Annotated in this window: 17 protein-coding genes; 11 read left to right on the top strand and 6 right to left on the bottom strand. The window is 35.5% G+C overall.

Annotated elements, in window-relative coordinates:
• The first annotated feature begins 86 nt into the window (after positions 1–86).
• Positions 87–1,067, top strand: a complete 981-nt coding sequence (pta, locus tag AC07SW_RS08945) for a phosphate acetyltransferase (RefSeq protein WP_034568221.1) — start codon at positions 87–89, stop codon at positions 1,065–1,067.
• A 312-nt stretch (positions 1,068–1,379) separates the two neighbouring features.
• On the opposite strand, the gene AC07SW_RS08940 is transcribed toward pta, so the two are convergent.
• Positions 1,380–1,859: a hypothetical protein gene (locus AC07SW_RS08940; RefSeq protein ID WP_119908581.1), complete on the bottom strand. Its 480-nt coding sequence runs from the start codon at positions 1,857–1,859 to the stop codon at positions 1,380–1,382.
• Between the two features lie 303 nt (positions 1,860–2,162).
• Between AC07SW_RS08940 and AC07SW_RS08935 the strand changes: the two genes are divergently transcribed.
• From AC07SW_RS08935 to AC07SW_RS08925, 3 genes are all read left to right on the top strand, one after another.
• Positions 2,163–2,594 (top strand): hypothetical protein, encoded by a 432-nt coding sequence (locus AC07SW_RS08935; RefSeq protein WP_119908580.1) that lies wholly within the window; start codon positions 2,163–2,165, stop codon positions 2,592–2,594.
• 152 nt (positions 2,595–2,746) lie between these two features.
• On the top strand, positions 2,747–3,214 hold the full coding sequence (gene tsaE / locus AC07SW_RS08930) for a tRNA (adenosine(37)-N6)-threonylcarbamoyltransferase complex ATPase subunit type 1 TsaE (RefSeq protein ID WP_119908579.1): 468 nt from the start codon (positions 2,747–2,749) through the stop codon (positions 3,212–3,214).
• A gap of 21 nt (positions 3,215–3,235) precedes the next feature.
• Positions 3,236–3,763, top strand: a complete 528-nt coding sequence (locus tag AC07SW_RS08925) for a GNAT family N-acetyltransferase (RefSeq protein WP_034568225.1) — start codon at positions 3,236–3,238, stop codon at positions 3,761–3,763.
• Positions 3,764–3,798: 35 nt separating this feature from the next.
• Here the strand turns inward: AC07SW_RS08925 and AC07SW_RS08920 are convergent, their stop codons facing one another.
• Positions 3,799–4,332: a 3'-5' exonuclease gene (locus tag AC07SW_RS08920; protein WP_082985697.1), complete on the bottom strand. Its 534-nt coding sequence runs from the start codon at positions 4,330–4,332 to the stop codon at positions 3,799–3,801.
• 91 nt (positions 4,333–4,423) lie between these two features.
• The gene (locus AC07SW_RS08915; protein ID WP_034568227.1) at positions 4,424–4,726 is read right to left on the bottom strand and encodes a hypothetical protein; all 303 of its coding nucleotides are present in this window, start codon (positions 4,724–4,726) and stop codon (positions 4,424–4,426) included.
• A gap of 172 nt (positions 4,727–4,898) precedes the next feature.
• Here AC07SW_RS08915 and AC07SW_RS08910 point away from each other — a divergent pair, with 172 nt between their 5' ends.
• The gene (locus tag AC07SW_RS08910; protein ID WP_135023093.1) at positions 4,899–6,293 is read left to right on the top strand and encodes a 6-phospho-beta-glucosidase; all 1,395 of its coding nucleotides are present in this window, start codon (positions 4,899–4,901) and stop codon (positions 6,291–6,293) included.
• A 40-nt stretch (positions 6,294–6,333) separates the two neighbouring features.
• Here AC07SW_RS08910 and AC07SW_RS08905 read toward each other — a convergent pair whose 3' ends face one another.
• The gene (locus AC07SW_RS08905) at positions 6,334–8,967 is read right to left on the bottom strand and encodes a cation-translocating P-type ATPase (RefSeq protein ID WP_074401533.1); all 2,634 of its coding nucleotides are present in this window, start codon (positions 8,965–8,967) and stop codon (positions 6,334–6,336) included.
• 278 nt (positions 8,968–9,245) lie between these two features.
• Entirely contained in the window at positions 9,246–10,001 is a 756-nt protein-coding gene (locus tag AC07SW_RS08900) for an exodeoxyribonuclease III (RefSeq protein ID WP_135023091.1), read from the bottom strand.
• A gap of 182 nt (positions 10,002–10,183) precedes the next feature.
• Here AC07SW_RS08900 and AC07SW_RS08895 point away from each other — a divergent pair, with 182 nt between their 5' ends.
• Positions 10,184–11,101, top strand: a complete 918-nt coding sequence (locus tag AC07SW_RS08895) for a Gfo/Idh/MocA family protein (protein WP_463684827.1) — start codon at positions 10,184–10,186, stop codon at positions 11,099–11,101.
• Between the two features lie 50 nt (positions 11,102–11,151).
• Here the strand turns inward: AC07SW_RS08895 and AC07SW_RS08890 are convergent, their stop codons facing one another.
• Entirely contained in the window at positions 11,152–11,721 is a 570-nt protein-coding gene (locus tag AC07SW_RS08890) for a YdcF family protein (protein ID WP_034568232.1), read from the bottom strand.
• Positions 11,722–11,911: 190 nt separating this feature from the next.
• Between AC07SW_RS08890 and murB the strand changes: the two genes are divergently transcribed.
• The 5 genes from murB to AC07SW_RS08865 all read left to right on the top strand — a co-directional run bounded on the left by murB (position 11,912) and on the right by AC07SW_RS08865 (position 17,093).
• A complete protein-coding gene (gene murB, locus AC07SW_RS08885) occupies positions 11,912–12,820 on the top strand; it encodes a UDP-N-acetylmuramate dehydrogenase (protein ID WP_034568233.1) in 909 nt (302 codons plus the stop codon).
• A 196-nt stretch (positions 12,821–13,016) separates the two neighbouring features.
• Positions 13,017–13,874 (top strand): SAM hydrolase/SAM-dependent halogenase family protein, encoded by an 858-nt coding sequence (locus tag AC07SW_RS08880; protein WP_135023089.1) that lies wholly within the window; start codon positions 13,017–13,019, stop codon positions 13,872–13,874.
• Between the two features lie 21 nt (positions 13,875–13,895).
• On the top strand, positions 13,896–14,447 hold the full coding sequence (locus AC07SW_RS08875; protein ID WP_119908572.1) for an ECF-type riboflavin transporter substrate-binding protein: 552 nt from the start codon (positions 13,896–13,898) through the stop codon (positions 14,445–14,447).
• A gap of 106 nt (positions 14,448–14,553) precedes the next feature.
• Complete coding sequence (locus AC07SW_RS08870) at positions 14,554–16,263, top strand: ABC transporter ATP-binding protein (RefSeq protein WP_135023088.1); 1,710 nt, start codon at positions 14,554–14,556, stop codon at positions 16,261–16,263.
• Positions 16,260–17,093 carry an energy-coupling factor transporter transmembrane component T family protein gene (locus AC07SW_RS08865; RefSeq protein ID WP_034568237.1) on the top strand — a complete coding sequence of 278 codons (834 nt, stop codon included), beginning with the start codon at positions 16,260–16,262 and terminating at the stop codon, positions 17,091–17,093. The genes AC07SW_RS08870 and AC07SW_RS08865 overlap by 4 nt, the downstream gene beginning before the upstream one ends.
• Positions 17,094–17,098 lie beyond the last annotated feature (5 nt).

Here is a 17,098-nt window from a genome sequence, read left to right as displayed (position 1 = left end):
AAACAGCTGAAAAAACTGTTATTTTTTTTTTGAATAAGATATGGTAGAATAGAAGAAAATATGATAATTTGCTGGAGGTAAGTATTGTGGAGTTATTTGATAGTCTAAAGTTTAAAATTGTAAGAAAAAAAATTCGTGTGGTATTTCCTGAAGGAACTGAGCCTCGTATTATTGGTGCTGCTGTTCGTTTAGCATCTGAAGAATTGGTTTCTCCTGTGTTGATTGGGAGTGTTGAAGCAGTTTCTGAAGCGGCTAAAAAACGTGGCTTTAACGTTGACAATATCGAAATCATCGACCCTGCAAATTATGCAGAAATTGACGCTATGGTAGCATCATTAGTTGAACGTCGTAAAGGAAAAGTATCAGAAGAACAAGCTAGAGAATTATTAAAAGACGAAAATTACTTTGGAACAATGTTGACTTACATGGGCTTAACAGATGGTTTAGTAAGTGGTGCGGTTCATTCAACAGGAGATACGGTTCGTCCAGCATTGCAAATTATTAAAACAAAACCAGGCGTTTCACGTACAAGTGGTGCATTCATCATGTTACGTGGCCGCGATAACGAAAAATATTTATTCTCAGATTGCGCAATCAATGTGAACCCAAATGCTCAAGAATTAGCTGAAATCGCTGTTGAAAGTGCAAAAACAGCAGCTTTATTCGATATCGATCCAAAGGTAGCAATGCTAAGCTTCTCAACAAAAGGATCAGCAAATGCTCCTGAAGCTAAAAAAGTAGAAGAAGCAACAAAAATTGCTCAAGAATTGGCTCCAGATGTTTTAATTGATGGAGAATTACAATTTGATGCAGCTTATATCGCTTCTGTAGGACAACAAAAAGCACCTGATTCAAAAGTAGCAGGTCAAGCAACTGTCTTTGTTTTCCCAGAATTACAATCAGGAAACATTGGCTACAAAATTGCACAACGTTTTGGAAACTTCGAAGCCATTGGTCCAATCTTGCAAGGTTTAAACAAACCAGTTTCAGATCTGTCTCGTGGATGTAACGAAGAAGATGTATACAAATTATCAATCATTACAGCTGCACAAAGCTTGATGAACTAAAAGAGCGTATTAGCATAGTGCTAATTAGATGCACTAAACTTAAAATTGTAGAATTTCTATAGAGCGAATCTTTCGCTCTATTTTTTTATTTTATTTTCTATGCACTAGCTGAATTCTTTATGTATGAGGTTAGTATTAAACGTTTTTTTTATGATCAATAAGAAAGGATAGAACGAGAAAAAAGAGCTAATCAAATGATGCAAATTCCACATCATTGACCGAGCTCAATTAAAATAGTTAAGGATATCAAAATTTTAAAAAAACCTAAAATATTAATTTTTTAGGAATGCTCTTTAGTTCTAAGAAGTTTTTTTATTGCATGTGTATTGTAGCAGACGCATAACTTCTTTCTATTGGTCCGTTACCTTGCCAATCTGCATAGAGGCTAACTTCCAATTCATCATCAATAATATCTTTGTTGTCTAAAATAATATCTACGCTAGGAATCTGTTCCAAAATACCTGCTGATTTGCTGTAATATGATTTTCCTGTTTGTTTTCCAACTACATCTAAATGGCTTTCAAAAACGATACCTGCTACACTATATAAACTATTACCATGTATCTCCACTTGATTTGTATCCGTATTTTTCCAAGCTTTGACAGGGTTTGGATCTAAATAATCATGTTCCCATTCCCCACCATAAGAATCAACCTTTAATTCTGTGATATTATTTTTTACAGTTGCTTGTTGATTTTCTTGTAATTCTGAAGCATCGACACTTTGACCAATCATTGTTGAACTTCCTAAAATAATCATAGATAAACACAGTACTGAAATACTTTTTTTCATCATACCTTCTCCTTTTAATATAAATTTAATTATCATAAAGCTATTTTATATTATCATTTATAGAATTTATATAATAGTTAAATAGCACAATAGTGATAAAAATCGTCGCATTTGTAATTTATAAGTAAAATAAATATTCAAAAATGAAATGTGGTTTAAGTTGTTCATTAAATGGAGAAATCGATGAATAAAGGTAGCTAGAGATAACTTAAAAAAATTCTATTTACCTCATTTCAGTTAAAAGGTATAATGAATGTTATCTAGCGATTAAAAAAATTACTAAAGAAATGTTGAGGGAATTTAATGAAAGCAAATCCAAATTTTTACATTCAAACCGTGAATACAGCAATTACAGATACGGAAGACAATGGCGAACGTTTAAGTGAATACTTTGAAGTGTTACGTGGAGCGTTAGACAAGAAAGATTTAGCAGCTATTTCAACAGAAGAATTAAGCACCATTAAAGAAAACTTTGCAGAGGGTACCCAAAAATACGTTGCAATCGAAGCAAAATTAAAAGGTTTAAAAGCACCAATCAAATTATTGGGTGTAAATAGTCAATTATTAAAAGCGTACAAAGAATTTGTTGAAGGCTGTCAAGCAATGACCGACAGTATCGATGTAGCGAAGCATGAGGTTGATATCGCAGCCTTTGATCAAGCAGAAAATCTGCAAGATCAAGCAACGGGCGCTTTAATGAAAGCTGTGGAACGCATTACAAAAATGATGTTTTAAGAGAAAAGGTCTATTTTTTAATAGGCCTTTTTTATTAGCAGAAACTTCTTATATGGTAAAGAAGTTAATAGAAATTTCTTTAGACTTTCGTTATACTACTTATTAAAGGATTGAGAACGTTACGTTTCTCCATTTGAAAAGGAGCGGAGCCAATGCGTACAAAACATGCGAAAAACGAAGAAGAAACAAAGGAAATCGCTAAAAGCTTAGCGGATTTTTTAAAAGAAGGCAGTGTTCTTTTATTAGAAGGAAATCTTGGTGCTGGTAAAACAACATTTACTAAAGGCATCGCAGAAGGTTTAGGTATTAAAGAAGTCATTAAAAGTCCAACTTATACCTTGATTCGAGAATACCAATCAGGTCGATTGCCACTTTATCATATGGACGTTTACCGTTTAGAAGAAGTGGGCGGAGATGAGTTAGGATTGGAAGAATATTTTCAAGGAGAAGGCGTGTCGATTGTTGAATGGGCGACCTTTATCCCAGAAGATTTGCCAAAGGAATTTTTAAAAATTAAATTGGTGCCGATGGGGGAAGATTTTTCTGAACGAGATCTTGTTTTTGAACCAGTGGGAGCACAGTACGAACAAATAGTAGCTAATTATTTTGAAGATAAATGATACCAAAAGGAGCGACACACGATGAAAAAAGAAAAAATCGATATTGTAATCAGAGAAGCGATTCCAGATGATGCAAAAGAGGTGTTGCGCTTTTTAGAAGGTGTTGCAACAGAAACAGGCTTTCTTTCTTATGGTGCAGAAGGGTTAGCGATATCTGAAGAAGATGAAAAATATTTTATTGAAAACATTTTGAATTCTGAAAATAATTTATTGTTAGTAGCCATACTAGGTGAGCAAATAATCGGAACGGCAAGCGTTAAAGCGGAAGCAAAACCTAAAATGAAACATATAGGAGAAATTGGAATATCAATTTCTAAGGATTTTTGGGGCTTTGGGCTAGGCACGATGCTGATGGAAGAACTCATTATTTGGGCGGAAGAATCAAAGGTCATCAGACGCTTAGAATTAACGGTACAAGACCGAAACCAACGAGCTATTCATCTCTATGAGAAAATGGGCTTTGAGCAAGAGGGGCTATTAAAACGTGGTGTCTATGATGATGGGGAATATTTAGATGTTCAACTAATGAGCAAAATGATTGATGCCTAAAAAAACGACCAAATCTTTGAGATTTGGTCGTTTTTTTATACGTGTTTTACTAATTTTTTTAAAGGTTCTGTGCCAAAATTATTTTCTAAATGCAATAAAATAGTCGCACAAGCATTGCTGTCATCTAATGCATGGTGGTGATTTTCTAAGTTGATACCAAAATGATCACAGACAGTGTTTAGCTTATGATTAGGTAGTTCCGTTAAGAGTCTACGACTTGATTGAACGGTACATAGTGTTTGGAAATGAGGGCGTTCAATTTCGTAATAGTCGAGACAGCCATTCAAGACTCCTTGATCAAAAGGTAAATTATGAGCAACAATCAATTTGTTTTCTTTGAAACAGGGTTTCATATCATCCCATACTTTTGCAAAGTTTGGCGCATTTGCCACATCCCGTTCGTGGATGCCGTGAACTTGGACATTACGCCAGAAAAAAGGAGTCTCAGGTTTAATCAGTGTGTAATAGTTATCAACGATTTGACTGTTACGAACCACTGTTAAAGCTACTGAACAAGCACTATGTCGTTCATGGTTAGCTGTTTCAAAATCCAGTGCAACAAAATTCATTTTTTTCACCTCAAAACAAGTTTCTTTCATACCTAATAGTATAAACTTTTTACTAAGGAAATACTAGTTATGAAAAAGAAAAGAACCACGTCTAGCGGTTAAATTTCTTATGAGGATAGTGTAAACCTTTATATTGAAATGAGGTAGTTAATTTTTGTTTAAGTTGATACTGTTTAACAACTAATTGTTTTCGTTCGTTAGGAAGAACTTCTAGTAGCAAAAAACTTCCATTTTTCACTTCATATAGAAAGTTAAAGGCTTTTTGTCCAGCAATCAAGCAATTATAAGGTTTATCTTTATGCTCCAAAGTAAAACGAGCGAAAGGCGTACCAGTTGAAGTACTGATGATTTTGATATCCGAAATAACTTTCCCGTGGATTTGATAGGTTTTCATATGAGTTCCTCCTAACAAGTTAAAATAGTTAAAACTATTATACGAACAAACGTTCCTTTTGTAAAGCAAAATCCTAAAAAATTTTTATTTGAAATGTTCCTTGACATGTAATGCATTACACAGATTATAGTAAAGACAAGAAAGAAAACGCTTTAATAATAGGAGGATTTTTATGACAAGAGATGCATTGAAGATTGTAACTATTGGTGGCGGTTCAAGTTATACACCAGAATTGATTGAAGGGTATATTAAACGTAAAGATGAATTACCCATTAAAGAAATTTGGCTTGTAGATATTGAAGAAGGCAAAGAAAAGCTTGCAATTGTTGGTGAGATGGCTAAACGGATGGTAAAAGCAGCGGGGCTTCCTTGGACAGTTCATTTAACATTAAACCGTCGTGAAGCTTTAAAAGATGCCGATTATGTTTCAACACAATTCCGTGTGGGTTTATTAAATGCTCGAATCAAAGATGAACGAATTCCTTTATCTCATGGTGTTTTAGGTCAAGAAACCAATGGCGCGGGTGGAATGTTCAAAGCCTTTAGAACGATTCCAGTGATTTTAGATATTATTAAAGATATGGAAGAATTATGTCCAGACGCATGGTTGGTGAACTTTACGAATCCAGCTGGAATGGTGACAGAAGCAGCAATCAAGCATGGTGGATGGAAAAAAACAGCTGGCTTATGTAATGTTCCGATTGGACATCGTAAACAAGCTGCTGAAAAATTAAATTTACCAGAAGATGAGTTGTTCTTTAAATTTGCAGGAATTAATCATTTCCATTGGCATCGTGTTTGGGATAAAACAGGAAAAGAACGGACAGCTGAATTGATTGATCTGATTTATGGACCGCAAAGTGAAACGGAAAGTCATTTGAAAAACATTCACAACGTGCCATTCCATTATGAACAAATTAAAGATTTAGGGATGTTGCCATGTGGCTATCATCGTTATTACTATATTGAAGACGAAATGTTAGAACATTCAATTGAAGAATTTAAAAAGGGTGAGACAAGAGCACAAGTGGTCAAAGCAACAGAGGCTCGTTTATTTGAACTTTATAAAGATCCTAATTTAGATTATAAACCGAAAGAATTAGAAGAACGTGGGGGTACTCACTATAGTGATGCTGCTTGTGAACTGATTGCTTCGATTCAAAATGACAAACGTACAGATATGGTTGTTTCAACAGCTAATAATGGAACGATTACAGATTTACCATATGATTGTATTGTTGAAGTATCGGGACCCGTTACAAGTCACGGACCAGAGCCTTACAACTGGGGAGCGTTCCCACCAGCAGCAAGAGGTATTATTCAAATGATGAAAGGGATGGAAGAAACCGTTATTCGTGCCGCGATTGATGGCGATTATGGCGCAGCGTTACATGCCTTTACAGTGAATCCCTTAGTACCAGGTGGAGCGATGGCTAAAACATTATTGGATGAATTATTAGTTGCCCATAAGGAACATTTGCCACAATTTGCTGAAAAAATTAATGAAATTGAAGCAACACAACCTGAAACAGTAGCGTATGTTTCTCATCTAATGGAAAGTAATTAAAAAAAAATCCTGTTCGTGAAATTTCACGAACAGGATTTTTTTATTTAAGTTTATTTGTAATGATTTTTGTAATTTCCATTAAAATGACAGCTCCAAGTGCAAGACCAGCAGCAACAAGCCATTGATCCCAACCAAAGTTCGCTGGAATAGAGAAGATTTCACGAACACCTGGTAAGACAGTAAAGGCGTAAAGTACCGAACAAACACCAACTGCTAATAAAACATATTTGTTACTGAAGAAACCAGCACCAAAAGCTGTTTGAGTATTTGAACGTGCTGCAAAAGTTTGTAACGTTCTTGCTAAAATCAAGGTTGTAAAGGCCATTGCGATACTCATTTCATTGGAATAACTTAGTCCAATGTATTGTGAAATAATCACGGCAATCCCAATCAAGATTCCACGATAAAGGACAGATTTTAAGGTGTCACCAGCAAAGATGCCTTCATTTACATCTCTTGGCTTACGGTCCATTACGTCAGGCTCAGCTTTTTCCATTCCTAGTGCAATTGCAGGTAAGGAATCATTTACTAAGTTAATAAATAGAAGTTGAAGAGCAGTAAACGGGTTCACCCAATCCATTACTAAAGCCGCAATGATTGCAATAATTGCCCCTAAGTTTCCTGCGAATAGATAGGCAATGGCTTTTTTGATGTTATCAAAGACATTTCGTCCAACTTCAACAGCACTGATAATTGAAACAAAGTTATCATCTGTTAACACCATTGCTGCAGCGTCCTTAGCAACGTCTGTTCCACTACCCATTGCAATTCCGATGTCTGCTTGTTTTAAAGCAGGAGCGTCGTTTACACCATCACCAGTCATTGCAGTGATATTGCCTTTTTTCTGCCAAGCACGAACAATTCTGATTTTGTTTTCAGGAGAAACACGGGCATAGACAGAAATTTTTTCTAATTTAGCATCCAATTCATCATCAGATAAAGCATCTAATTCTTGACCTGTTAAGGCGATATCATCCTCTGCCATTAAACCAATTTCACGTCCAATTGCCTTAGCAGTCGTTTTATGGTCACCTGTAATCATAACGGTGTGGATACCGGCTTTATTCGCTTCGTCAATCGCTGCATAAACGGCTTCACGAGGAGGATCAATCATTGCCGTAATCCCAACTAAGATTAAGTCGTGTTCGGCATCTGCATCTAAAGTATTGTCTTTGCTGAACGGTTTGTAAGCATAAGCTAAGACACGCAACGCACGATTTGAAAATTCTTCATTTTGTGTTGAAAAACGAGTTAATAATTCATCTGTCAAAGGCACCACTTCGCCGTCTAATAAGACACTAGTACAACGATTAAAGACCACGTCAGGTCCACCTTTAGTCAATAAAACGCGTTCGTTGTCAATCGTATGAATAGTGGACATCAATTTACGATCTGAATCAAAAGGCAATTCATCTTCACGAGGGAATTTTGAACGTAAGTTTTGGTAAGGTAAATTCAATTTATTGCTGTATGCAATTAAGGCTACCTCTGTGGGGTCTCCAATTTCTTGACCTTCTTCACTGATACCAGAGTCATTACATAAAACCGCAATTTCGATTAAACGATTTTCTGAAATAGACCACGAAGTAGGATCAGCGTTGAAATCACCTGTTTGACCATTTGGTAAATAATAATCTACGACAGTCATTTTATTTTGAGTTAGGGTTCCTGTTTTATCTGTACAAATGACACTAGTTGAGCCTAATGTTTCAACAGCAGGTAACTTACGAATAATCGCATGTTTTTTGGCCATTTTATTAGTACCGACTGAAAGAACAATTGTAACAATTGATTGTAATGCTTCAGGAATTGCTGCAACAGCTACGGCAACAGCAAACATAAAGGCATGGATGATTTCAGTTGTTAAATCTTTTGGCTCACCAAGATAAATACGAACAGCTTGGATGGCAAAAATCAAAACACATAAAACTAAAATTCCAACCCCTAATTTTTTACTAAAAGCATCTAATTTAACTTGTAGAGGAGTAGCTTTATTACTAGCGCTATCAAGCAGACTTGCAACTTTACCAATCTCGGTATTATTAGCAGTACCGGTTACAACGAAAAGTCCACGACCATAAACGACCATTGAACCACTATAAACCATATTAAAGCGGTCGCCTAATGGCACTTCACCTTCAATTGTTTTAGTGTCTTTTTCGACGGGAACAGATTCACCTGTCAGCATGCCTTCATCTACACGCAAAGAACCGGATTCTAACAAGCGACCGTCTGCAGGTACATAATCGCCAGCATCTAGAAGAACAATATCACCAACTACGATTTCTCTAGCAGGAATAACTTCTTTAACGCCATTACGTACGACTTTTGCAAGAGGAGCGGACAGTTGTTTTAAAGCATCTAGTGAACCTTCAGCTTTCTTTGTTTGAATCACACTTACAATTGAATTAACCATCAGTACTGCAAAAATAATCAAAGACTCCATTACATCTCCAAGTGCCATTTGAATGACTGCTACAATTAGTAAGACAATTACCATTGCATCCTTGAAAGTACCTAGAAATAATTTTAAAGCAGAATCGGTTGTTTTAGTTTTTAGTTCATTGAAACCATCTTTTTCTTGACGTTTTTTAACCTCGCTGTTTTGTAGTCCGTCAATAGAACTAGTTAGATCTTTTAATATTTTTTCCTCATCTTGTTGATAAAATGACAAATGGGACACCCTTTCAAAATAATATTTTGGTTTGTACTGATAAATAAAAAACTTACCTAAAAACATCAAGTTAATCGAAAAATAATCCAAACAATTAGTTTCTAATTATCAATCGTATTATTTTTACCGCATAAGAAATACTATCATATAAAAGCAGTAGAAACAAGCTATATTCCTTAGTTAATAAGGAATATCTTACAGATAAAGAATAGGTTAATTGATTAAAAATAAACGATGTTTATAAAAATAAGATTCGAGAGGGTTCTCAAATCTTATTTCTATAAGTTGATTTCCAATTCAACTGGGCAATGATCGCTGCCTAAAAAGTCATTGTGGATTTTTGCTGAAATTAATTGAGCTTTTAATTTTTCAGAGACACAGAAATAATCGATGCGCCATCCGGCGTTGTTTGCCCTTGCATTGAAGCGATAGCTCCACCAAGAATAAGCGCCCTCTAGATCTGGATAAAAATAACGGAATGTGTCAATAAATCCTTCGTTTAAAAAATCAGTGAATTTTTGACGTTCTTCATCAGAAAATCCAGCATTTTTTCGATTGGTTTTCCAATTTTTTAAATCAATATTTTCGTGGGCTACATTTAAATCGCCACACATAATAACGGGTTTGTCTTGATCTAAGGTTAATAAGTATGCTAAAAAGTCTTCTTCCCACGTCATGCGATAATCTAAACGTTTGAGTTCGTTTTGTGAATTAGGCGTATAGACAGTTACAACATAATAATCAGAATAACGCAGTGTGATAACGCGGCCCTCTTGATCATGCTCTTCTTTTCCTAAGCCGTAAAAAACTTCTAAAGGTTCATGTTTGGTGAAAATGGCAGTTCCTGAATAGCCTTTTTTAACCGCATAGTTCCAATATTGGAAATAGCCTGGTAAATCCAAATCAATTTGTCCTTCTTGAAGTTTTGTTTCTTGTAAGCAGAAAAAATCGGCATCAAGTGTATTAAAAATATCAACAAAGCCTTTTTTGACTACAGCACGTAACCCGTTGACGTTCCATGAAATTAATTTCATTTTGGCACCTCTTTTATATAGTAATAAGTTTATTGTACTTAAAGAGAGAAAAGAATGCAAAGTAATAATGGAGCTCCAACAAACAAAATTAATGTCACATGAATTAATTCTATTATTGTTTCACTAAATAATTTGGTAGAATAAAGAGAACGGTAGTATAGTTAGAAATGAGGATGAAAAAAATGAAAAAAATAGGTGTAATTGGATTAGGTGGAATTGCTCAGAAGGCTTATTTACCAGTAATGATGACGATGAGTGATGAAGTCGATTGGCATTTTTATACACGAAATCAAGAAAAATTAGCACAAATTGGCAAACAGTACCGTGTGGAGAAGCTTTATTCAACCATTGAACAGCTGATTGAAAGTGGTATTACAATGGCATTTGTTCATACGGCTACCGAAACCCACGGTCAAATAATCAAACAATTACTAGAAAATAAGATTCATGTGTATGTGGATAAACCGATTAGTGAGAACCTTGAAGAAGTAAAAGAATTGATGGAATTAGCTTCTGAAAAAAAAGTGCAATTAGTAACAGGTTTTAATCGTCGCTTTGCGCCAATGATTCAAAAACTAAAAGCCGTACCAGAAAAAAATATGCTCTTTATTCAAAAGAACAAAACGAACAGTCAAACAAAAGTGCAACGAGGAATTTATGATATGTTTATCCATGTGTTAGATACAGCCGTTTATTTATTAGATGAACCGATTTTAAAAACATCGTATCATTTGAAAACAGAAGGAGAGTATCTCAAAAATTGTGTAATGGAAATCATTACTGAAAATTCAATTTGCATAGCCTCTATGAACTACATGTCGGGAGCGAATACAGAAACAGCTGAAGTGATGTCAACTGTTGGTGGAACCCATCGAGTGGTTAATTTAACGGAATATGAAGGCAATCAGAATGGTGAAAAAACGATAATTGAATTTGGCGATTGGGAAACAACTTTGGAAAAAAGAGGATTTGCTCCAATTATTCGTAAATTTATTGAAGGAGTTGAAACGGGTGAAGCAGCTGTGTCAATGGATTCAGCGTTAACTAGTCATCAACTGTGTCAAAAAATTGTGAATGGAGAAATTAAACATACGTTATAAACCTGTAAAAGCCTTTATGATTTCGCTCTAAAAAGAAATCATGGAGGCTTTTACCAATCCTTCAAAATCCCATAAGGCAATGCTAAAAATTCACGACAATAGCTTTTAAAGGTAGCAGAGCTCGTTGATTTTGCAGGCAGTCCGCTAGCATTGATACCTGCACGCTTAGCTAACATCAACGCGCGGTACATGTGGAAATCACTTGTTACGATTACAACATGATTTGAATGGAGCCATTTTTTTGAATTAGCGATATTTTCTTCTGTGCGTGTTGAGCGGTCTTCTTTTTGAATACGTTTTTCGTCAATACCATGAGCAATTAAATACTGCTCCATCACGTTTGCTTCGGTATCTGATTCATCAGGTCCTTGTCCACCGCTGACAATAACTTTAGTAGTGGGGTTTTCTTTTAAATAGGGAAGACTAGCATCTAATCTTTCTTGTAGCACTTTGCTTGGTACTGCTGGATTTCCTCGAACTTGTGCACCTAAAATAAGCATGGTTTCTATATTTTTTTCGGGTATTTTTCTTGTTCCTGAAAAAATTAAACTTCCTATTATTATTAAAATTACTAGTAATAGAGGGATTCCAAAAAGAAAGATTTTTTTTATCCATTTCATTATTTCCACCTACTTATCTGTTTTTCTCTATAGTTTAACAAATAAATTTAAAGAAAAACATAAGATATTTTAATTTAGACTAAAAGGTTTCCTTTTCTAAAGAATTACAAAGAAATGGTAGAGATTCTTTTCAAAGCAGAAGCAAAATGGTACTATTATATGGATGAAACTAAGAGTGGAGAGGTAAATCATGTCTATTAAACAAATAAAAAAACAATTTCCCAATGTGACGATGAAAGAAAATGAACCTTTAGCCAATTACACGTATACTGAAACCGGCGGACCAGCTGATTTACTTATTTTCCCAAAGACTGAAAAAGAAGTGGTAGAGCTTGTGACGTGGATCAAGGAATTTGATTTGCCTTTAACAGTACTTGGTAATGCTAGCAATTTGATTGTAAAAGACGGTGGGATTCGTGGAGTCGTGATGATTTTGACGGACATGAAAGCTATTGTTGTGGAAGGCAATCGAGTCATTGCTCAAAGTGGTGCTAAGTTAATCGATACCTCCTATGCTGGTTTAAAAGCAAGTTTAACAGGTTTGGAATTTGCATGTGGCATTCCAGGTAGTATTGGTGGAGCGGTATTTATGAATGCAGGAGCTTATGAAGGTGAAGTTAGTGAAGTGCTAGAAAGCGCGCTTGTTTTAACATCTGAAGGTGAAGTAAAGCGATTATCGAATCAAGAATTAGAGTTTAGCTATCGCCACAGCGCGCTACAAGCAAATGGCAGTATTATTTTAGAAGCCGTTTTTGCTTTGAAAAAAGGCGATCATGAAATGATTCAAAAACGAATGGAAGAATTGACGTTTTTACGTGAATCGAAGCAACCGTTAGAATACCCATCTTGCGGGAGTGTTTTTAAACGACCAACAGGCTATTTTACTGGAAAATTGATTCAAGAAGCAGGATTACAGGGTAAGATTTGGGGAGGCGCTCAAATTTCAGAAAAACATGCAGGTTTTATTGTGAATATTAACCAAGCAACGGCTACTGATTATATTGAATTGATTGCTCATATCCAAGAAGTCATTTTAAAAAATGCTGGTGTTGAATTGGAGACCGAAGTTCGAATTATCGGGGAAGATCCAATTGTATAATGACCGAACTAGAAGTGCTACTATTGAATGATGGGGCCTTCTTTTTTTGAGCTCATTAAAATAAAGATTTGAATGACTATTAGTTGACTATTTAAAGCGACAACTTTAAAATGAAATAGATTAGAAAAAAATGAAAAAAATCTAATAATCATAAACACTTAAACTAGTTATTAAGTATAAATGGGGGATGACAATAATGGGGAAATATTTAGTATTGCAAACAGATTTTGGTTTAGGCGATGGAGCCGTTAGTGCGATGTATGGTGTAGCGCATATGGTAAGTGATGAAGTGGTTGTGGAGAATTTAACCCATGATATTCCACCTTACGATATTTGGGTGGCTTCTTATCGATTGTATCAAACCGTACAATATTGGCCAAAGGGAACAGTTTTTGTTTCAGTTGTAGATCCTGGAGTTGGCAGTGATCGTAGAAGTATTGTGTGTAAAACGGAATCAGGTCACTATATCATCACGCCAGATAATGGTTCATTAACACATATTAAGCACTATCAAGGGTTAGCAGAAGTACGTCGAATTGATGAATTAACCAGCCGTTTGCCTCATTCTGAGGAAAGTCATACTTTCCACGGTCGGGATATTTATGCCTATAATGGTGCACGATTAGCGAGTGGTGAAATCAATTTTGAAGATTTAGGTGAAGTAGTGGAGCCAGAAACGTTGCAACAGTTAGAATTAGTAGATGCAAATGAAGAAAAAGGGATTTTAACAGGTAGCATCGATGTATTGGATATTCGTTTTGGTTCTTTATGGACGAATATTCCATTAGCGCTATTTAAAGAAGCTGGAATTGTCCATGGCGATTCAATTCAAGTGTCTATTTTTCATGAAGGCAACCAAGTGTATCAAAATATTATGATGTTTGCTAAATCATTTGCAGATGTTCATATTGGGGAACCGCTCGTTTATGTTAATTCATTAGTAAATATGGGTGTAGCTGTTAATCAAGATTCATTTTCACGCTTGTATCACATTGGAACCGGGTCTTCTTGGACGATTCAATTGCGTAAGGCACCAAAAGTAATTTTTGACTAAAAGAAAATTGGAGGAAAAGAAATGAAAAAAGAATTATCAGTAAAAACCATTGTAGCAATTGGAATCGGTTCGGCATTATTTGTTATTTTAGGCCGTTTTGCAGTGATTCCAACAGGTATTCCAAATACAAACTTAGAAACAGCCTATCCATTTTTAGCGTTGATGGCAGTTTTATTTGGTCCGATTGCAGGTGGTTTGATTGGTTTGATTGGTCATACACTTAAGGATTTCACAACGTATGGTGGAGCTTGGTGGAGTTGGATTGTGTGTTCAGGAATTATTGGCGTGATTTATGGTCTTGCAGGAAGTAAAATTAGACTGGCAGCAGGTGAATTTGGAAAGAAAGAAATTTTCCGCTTTAATGTGTATCAAGTAATTGGGAATATTATTGTTTGGGCAGGAATTGCACCCGTTTTAGATATTTTAATATACAGTGAACCGGCGAATAAAGTCTTTGCACAAGGCGTCTTAGCGAGTGTTTTGAATATTATTTCAGTGGGAATCTTAGGCACGCTAATGATGGTTGTATATGCTGCTACTCGTACGAAAAAAGGGAGTTTGAAAAAAGACTAGTATTAGTGGTAAAATCTAATTGTGAAGCTGAGTGGAAAACAAGCCCTCAGCTTTTTTAATATTAATAGGTACTTAAATTTATAAATAATGGAAGTGGAGAATTAAAATGAAGAAACCATTGATCACATTTGAAAACTTTACGTTCCAATACCATAGTCAATCAGAGCCGACTTTATATGATCTTGATTTAACCATTTATGAAGGGGAAAAAGTCTTGGTTGTTGGGCCAAGTGGTTCAGGAAAGTCAACTTTTGCTCAATGCATAAATGGGTTGATTCCGAATATGTATGAAGGAACAATAAACGGTTCCGTAATGGTAAATGGAAAAAATTTAAAAGATAGCAGTGTTGTAGACTTGTCTTTTGATGTAGGAACGGTTTTGCAAGATCCAGATGGTCAATTCATTGGGCTGACGGTGGCTGAAGATATTGCCTTTTCTTTGGAAAATGATGCAGTCTCACAAAATTCAATGAAGCAAGCTGTTCAAAAATGGTCAAAAGTAGTGGAGATTTCATCACATTTAGACAGCCGACCACAAGATTTATCGGGAGGCCAAAAACAGCGAGTGTCGATGGCTGGGGTATTAGTAGATGAAGTGCCAATTTTATTATTTGACGAGCCGCTAGCTAATTTAGATCCAGCTGCTGGAAAGCAAGCAATTGAATTAATCGACCAAATTCATCAAGAATCGAAGACAACTGTTTTAATTATTGAGCATCGTTTAGAAGATGTGTTGTATTGTGATGTTGACCGTATTTTGGTTTTTTCAGAAGGACGAATCATTTCAGATTGTGGGCCAGATGAACTGCTACGCACAGATATTTTAGCGGAAACGGGAATTCGCGAGCCATTATATGTCACTGCTATGAAATACGCTGGAGTTGATTTAGAAGCATTGCCAGATTTAGCGAATTTAAAAAAATTACACAGTCCGTATTTGAAAGAGGAAATGGAACAGTGGTTGAATGCAATTCCTGAGATTCGTATTCCAAAGCATGAAACGCCGTTATTGACGTTAGAAGATCTTTCGTATCGTTATCGTAAAGACAAGCCCTTTGTGTTAGATGACGTTTCAGTGACGTTTAATAAGGGAGAGATGTTAAGTATTGTTGGGAAAAATGGTGCGGGTAAATCAACGCTATCGAAGGCTATTTGTGGATTTATCAAGCCAAGTTTTAAGGAGATGCGTTGGGAAGGGACTGATTTTTCAACATTGTCTATTAAGGAGCGAGCAGATCATATTGGGTATGTGATGCAGAACCCAAATCAAATGATTTCTAAGACGATGATTTTTGATGAGGTAGCGTTAGGTCTAGTATTGCGAGGCGTTTCAGAAGAAGAAATTAAAAAACGAGTTGAAAAAGTTTTAAAAATTTGTGGACTGTATTCTTACCGGAATTGGCCTATTTCAGCGTTGAGTTTTGGACAAAAAAAACGCGTGACGATTGCAGCTATTTTAGTATTAAATCCAGAAATGATTATTTTGGATGAACCGACAGCGGGACAAGATTTTAAACATTACACAGAGATGATGACATTTTTAGAAAAGCTTAATCGGCTAGGTGTAAGTGTTGTGATGATCACTCATGACATGCATTTGATGTTAGAATATACTAACCGTGCGCTAGTTGTAGCAGATGGAGAAATTTTAGCAGATACAGAGTCCGTTAATGTTTTGACAGATCAAGAATTAATTAAAAAGGCATCGTTAAAAGAAACCACTTTATTTACTTTTGCTAAAGTTCTTGGAATGGCGGATCCATTTAGTTTTACGAAGAAATTTATAGCTTATGATCGTGAGGTGCGTCTAAAATGAGTGACCAACAAATTTTAGGATATATTCCAGAGAACACACCTATTCACCGCTTAAATGGTGCGTCTAAATTAATTTGTTTAATTTTACTTTCAGTTGCTTGTATGACGACCTTTGATACGCGTTTTTTAATTTTTATGAGTCTATTTTCGTTAGCTTTATTTAAGGTGTCACATATTAAATGGCGTCAAATCTCTTTTGTTTTAAAATTTATTTTCTTTTTTTCATTGTTGAATATTGTGGCAGTTTACCTGTTTTCACCAGAATATGGAGTCGATTTATATGGATCTAGAACGGTTTTGGTTGAAGGTATTGGGAGGTATACGATTACAAGTGAGCAATTATTTTATGAATTTAATCTGATTTTGAAATACTTCTGTACGATTCCGTTGGCACTGATTTTCTTATTAACTACGAATCCAAGTGAATTTGCTTCAAGCTTGAATCGAATTGGGATTAGTTATAAGATCAGCTATGCTGTGGCGTTAGCGATGCGTTATATTCCAGATATCCAAGAAGATTTTTATAGCATTTCTCAAGCACAGCAAGCAAGAGGGTTTGAGATGTCAAAAAAAGGGCGTTTGCTCTCTAGAATCAAAGGGATTGCACGAATTATTTTGCCGTTGATTTTTTCAAGTCTGGATCGGATTGAAGTTATTAGCACAGCAATGGAATTGAGGCGTTTTGGTAAGAATAAAAAACGTACGTGGTATGCGGAAAGGCCCTATCAAAAGATGGATTATTTTGTAGTAATTGTTGCAATTGTTATTTCAATCATAAGTTTTAGCCTGTTTTATGTAAATGGCAGTCGATTTTATAATCCGTTTCATTGAAAAAA

The sequence above is a fragment of the Carnobacterium sp. GW821-FHT04C06 genome, from assembly GCF_059420345.1.
Note: the sequence above shows the minus strand (reverse complement) of the source record. Positions and strands in the feature narration are given on the sequence as shown.

What these genes read in the sequence shown, in the direction of transcription:
- AC07SW_RS08940 (WP_119908581.1), bottom strand. Translation starts at nt 1,859, where the DNA reads ATGAAAAAAAGTATTTCAGTACTGTGTTTATCTATGATTATTTTAGGA.
- AC07SW_RS08935 (WP_119908580.1), top strand. Translation starts at nt 2,163, where the DNA reads ATGAAAGCAAATCCAAATTTTTACATTCAAACCGTGAATACAGCAATT.
- tsaE (WP_119908579.1), top strand. Translation starts at nt 2,747, where the DNA reads ATGCGTACAAAACATGCGAAAAACGAAGAAGAAACAAAGGAAATCGCT.
- AC07SW_RS08925 (WP_034568225.1), top strand. Translation starts at nt 3,236, where the DNA reads ATGAAAAAAGAAAAAATCGATATTGTAATCAGAGAAGCGATTCCAGAT.
- AC07SW_RS08920 (WP_082985697.1), bottom strand. Translation starts at nt 4,332, where the DNA reads ATGAATTTTGTTGCACTGGATTTTGAAACAGCTAACCATGAACGACAT.
- AC07SW_RS08915 (WP_034568227.1), bottom strand. Translation starts at nt 4,726, where the DNA reads ATGAAAACCTATCAAATCCACGGGAAAGTTATTTCGGATATCAAAATC.
- AC07SW_RS08910 (WP_135023093.1), top strand. Translation starts at nt 4,899, where the DNA reads ATGACAAGAGATGCATTGAAGATTGTAACTATTGGTGGCGGTTCAAGT.
- AC07SW_RS08900 (WP_135023091.1), bottom strand. Translation starts at nt 10,001, where the DNA reads ATGAAATTAATTTCATGGAACGTCAACGGGTTACGTGCTGTAGTCAAA.
- AC07SW_RS08895 (WP_463684827.1), top strand. Translation starts at nt 10,184, where the DNA reads ATGAAAAAAATAGGTGTAATTGGATTAGGTGGAATTGCTCAGAAGGCT.
- AC07SW_RS08890 (WP_034568232.1), bottom strand. Translation starts at nt 11,721, where the DNA reads ATGAAATGGATAAAAAAAATCTTTCTTTTTGGAATCCCTCTATTACTA.
- murB (WP_034568233.1), top strand. Translation starts at nt 11,912, where the DNA reads ATGTCTATTAAACAAATAAAAAAACAATTTCCCAATGTGACGATGAAA.
- AC07SW_RS08880 (WP_135023089.1), top strand. Translation starts at nt 13,017, where the DNA reads ATGGGGAAATATTTAGTATTGCAAACAGATTTTGGTTTAGGCGATGGA.
- AC07SW_RS08875 (WP_119908572.1), top strand. Translation starts at nt 13,896, where the DNA reads ATGAAAAAAGAATTATCAGTAAAAACCATTGTAGCAATTGGAATCGGT.
- AC07SW_RS08870 (WP_135023088.1), top strand. Translation starts at nt 14,554, where the DNA reads ATGAAGAAACCATTGATCACATTTGAAAACTTTACGTTCCAATACCAT.
- AC07SW_RS08865 (WP_034568237.1), top strand. Translation starts at nt 16,260, where the DNA reads ATGAGTGACCAACAAATTTTAGGATATATTCCAGAGAACACACCTATT.